Source organism: Endozoicomonas sp. ALB115 (assembly GCF_049310245.1).
Taxonomy (GTDB): domain Bacteria; phylum Pseudomonadota; class Gammaproteobacteria; order Pseudomonadales; family Endozoicomonadaceae; genus Endozoicomonas.
Genome location: NZ_JBLYZG010000149.1, coordinates 1 through 3,158, shown reverse-complemented (window position 1 = coordinate 3,158; position 3,158 = coordinate 1). Strand labels below are relative to the sequence as shown.

Below are 3,158 nucleotides of genomic sequence, written 5' to 3'. Positions count from 1 at the left end.
GCTTATACCCGGCAGCCCAGAAAGCCTCATATTGATGTAACAGCACTGACAGAAGGTTTGCCTATGGCTTTCTGAGCATCGAACTCACGTTGAATAGCGGGCCATTGATCACTTGAATTTTATGTCAGGCACGCTTTCAGAATTATTAGTTTAAAAAGCGAATTTCTATTCTAATATCAAATCTAAAATACAGTTTTAATAAATTGTTAATAGCCCTCGAGGACTATAATGCAACCATCGGTATCAGCAGGTTCAAGTCTAACCATAACAGCTCAAAAAAGACCAGCAAATTCTACATGCAATCCTCTAAAGCCCAGTAAAACCGCTAAAATGACGACAGAAACTGAGGTTTTGCCAGTTAAAAATGAGAAGTTACGATTAAACAGCAATTTTATCGAATCACCAGAAAACAAGACGGGTGTATTTTCATTACATTTAGCCAGAAAATTTGATTTCGGGTTTTCATATTTTCCAAAGAGCAAAGGGTTTTATACAACAACTTATATAACCATCAACTCAATACCTATTAAAGATAGATTTGTTTTTACTTTTTATACTGATGAAAATTATCCTAACCTCTGGGACAAATCTGATAATGTAAAATTGCTTTGTGAAAAAGATATAAAGTGTCATTTGCCAAGATTACATAAAAAAGAAAAGCCTAAAGATGACCATTATCATGCTTTACTTTTAAAAGATGCTGACCCTGATTCTTTTTTAAAAACCACACTAAATGAAATAGGATTGGCGGATCATGATGAAAAGAATATTTTGCATTCAGCAGAATATTTTATCAAAAACCCCACTCAGGATTGTATTAATTTTACTGAAGGAGCATTATCCCAAAATGGTACATCTGAATCCCTGGAGGAGATGATGATTTAAGTAACCGCTGTTGTATTCCATAGTGAGCTAACATATCACCAGAAATTCAACGTAAATTCATCCTGATTCGTTACAAGCATGTTTTGCTATTATCAGTTGTCGAGAGTTCATGCAGTGCTTTCAAAGCATCTTCCGCCTTATCTGACTGAACAAATATATGGTCATGGAAGAAAGCTGCAATGTTACTGTTCAGCACCCCTCAAAATTTTCTGGAAATTCCTGAATTATCTGCCAGCCTGAGATGCAATGAATCTCAGGTTCATATCCAGCATGGGTTCTGAAACGTCGTCAACACCTTCAAGCGACCAACTCCTGGCAGAGGAAGTTGTACAACTACGCATGAAGGTTGCCTACCTTGAAGAACGGTGTCGTGAGCTTGAGGGGATGGTCAGTAAAAACAGTCAGAACAGCAGTAAACCTCCATCGTCCGATGGCTATCAGAAACCCAATAAAAGCGACAGTCCCCAAGATGATTCCACTAATGGAAAAAACTCCGATTCACAGCAGGAGTCTCCAACTCCCAAAAGCCTGAGGCAATCGTCTGATAATAAAGCCGGTGGTCAAAAGGGGCATAAAGGTAACTGCCTTAAGTCAGTTGATAATCCTGATTATGTTGTCTATCACACACTTCTGGAATGTCATGATTGCCATACTTCCCTTCTTGATGTTGAGCCACTCAAGCATATTGAGCGTCAGGTGTTTGAATGGGGAAAGCCCGGTTGCCCCGAGGTAACCGCTCACAGGGCAGAGGTGAAGGTTTGTTCCTGTGGTCACCATAATCAGGCAGCTTTTCCCAAGGGAGTGACCGCTGCCGTACAATATGGGCCGTCAACAAAGGCCATGGCCGTCTACCTGAACCAGTATCACTTTATTCCTTACAAGAGAGTGTCAGAATATTTTCATACCGTTCATAACATGAGCCTCAGTGCAGGCAGTGTTGCCAACTTCGTTGCAGCAACTTACGAAAACCTCGCCTCTACTGAACAGGTCATCAAGGATGCTCTAAAGGAGACGCCTGTTGCTGGCTCCGATGAAACGGGTATGAGGGTGGACGGTGACCTCTGGTGGCTACATATCCTGCGGGATGATCAGTGGACACTCTACCATCTTGCACAAAAGCGTGGCTGCGAAGGCATGGATGCCATGGGTATATTGCTCACGTTTACCGGCGTGCTGGTTCATGACCACTGGAAACCCTACTTTACCTATGCGGCAGTACACGTATTGTGCAACGCCCATCATCTGCGCGAGCTTCAGGGTGTGGTAGACAGGGATGCCAACCAGCTGGCTCTGCGCTTAATGAAACTGCTGCGGCTCAGCTGGCATTATTGTAAAGGGTTTAACACTATTGGAATGCTACAGATGCCGTCTGTTCTGCAAGAGCGCATAGAAGATATTTATGATCGTATACTCAAGCGCGCACTGGCGAAAGAAGCCGCTTATATGGAGAGGCAGCGGCAAGAGCTGGGACGAAAGAAGGTAAAGAGAACCAAGGCTTATAACCTGTTCAAGAGGCTCATTGATTACAAGGAAGAGACACTGCGTTTCATGACGGACTTCACAATCCCTTTCGATAACAACGGCAGCGAAAGGGATGCCAGGATGGCAAAGCTGAAGCAGAAAATCTCAGGCTGCTTCAGGAATGATTACGATGGTTCCATGTTTACACGGATCCGCAGCTACGTGTCGTCTGCGAAAAAGCAAGGAAAGAATATATTCCACTCCATTTATAGAGCTGTAGAGAATTACGGCAATCTTCCGCTTCTTGGGGCTGAATAGTTACGAAAAATCCTTTTATGGTTCGGTTTTGATATGAATAGTGCTAAGGGTCTTGAATGTGCAATATGTTATGACTCAATATGTTGTGACTCAAAAAAATACAAAAGCATCCAGCTGACATGCGGACATGTTTTTGGTAAATCATGCATGCGGAAATGGGTGGAAAGTTCCAACCAAAAAAAATGCCCTGCCTGTACCAATCAATTAACTGATAACAAGATAAAAGAGATAAAAAATATCCCATTGCAGGAGCGTGTGGTCATTTTTTTGCAAAAAACGAGTAAACTTATTGGCCGAACTATTGTGAAGTGCGTCCCCGCGCTTGCTGTCGGGGGTGCTGTCTTTGGGGCTGCTGCCGGGGCTGTTGGCGGGGCTGTTGACGGGGCTGTTTCCGGGGGGATCATGATTGCTGTCGCGACCGTCTTGATTACTGCCGGGGCTGTTGCCGGGGCTGTCGCAGCTGCTACCGGGGCTTCCAGAAATATCGGGACTGC

General features: G+C 43.6%; 3 protein-coding genes and 1 pseudogene. All 4 read left to right on the top strand.

Annotation, left to right across the window (positions count from 1 at the left end; translation table 11 throughout):
* Nucleotides 1-228: 228 nt before the first annotated feature.
* Nucleotides 229-885, top strand: a complete 657-nt coding sequence (locus ACO6VE_RS24145; RefSeq protein ID WP_422443999.1) for a hypothetical protein — start codon at nt 229-231, stop codon at nt 883-885.
* 270 nt (nt 886-1,155) lie between these two features.
* Nucleotides 1,156-2,664, top strand: a complete 1,509-nt coding sequence (tnpC, locus tag ACO6VE_RS24140; protein WP_422444001.1) for an IS66 family transposase — start codon at nt 1,156-1,158, stop codon at nt 2,662-2,664.
* A gap of 33 nt (nt 2,665-2,697) precedes the next feature.
* Nucleotides 2,698-2,799 (top strand): annotated as a pseudogene (locus ACO6VE_RS24135) (hypothetical protein); the annotation flags it as partial.
* 24 nt (nt 2,800-2,823) lie between these two features.
* Nucleotides 2,824-3,158, top strand: a 335-nt coding sequence (locus ACO6VE_RS24130; RefSeq protein WP_422464012.1) for a hypothetical protein, incomplete at its 3' end; no start/stop codon positions are given.

Excerpts from the sequence above, each read along its gene's own strand:
- tnpC (WP_422444001.1), top strand. The coding sequence starts at position 1,156 with ATGGGTTCTGAAACGTCGTCAACACCTTCAAGCGACCAACTCCTGGCA.
- ACO6VE_RS24145 (WP_422443999.1), top strand. The coding sequence starts at position 229 with ATGCAACCATCGGTATCAGCAGGTTCAAGTCTAACCATAACAGCTCAA.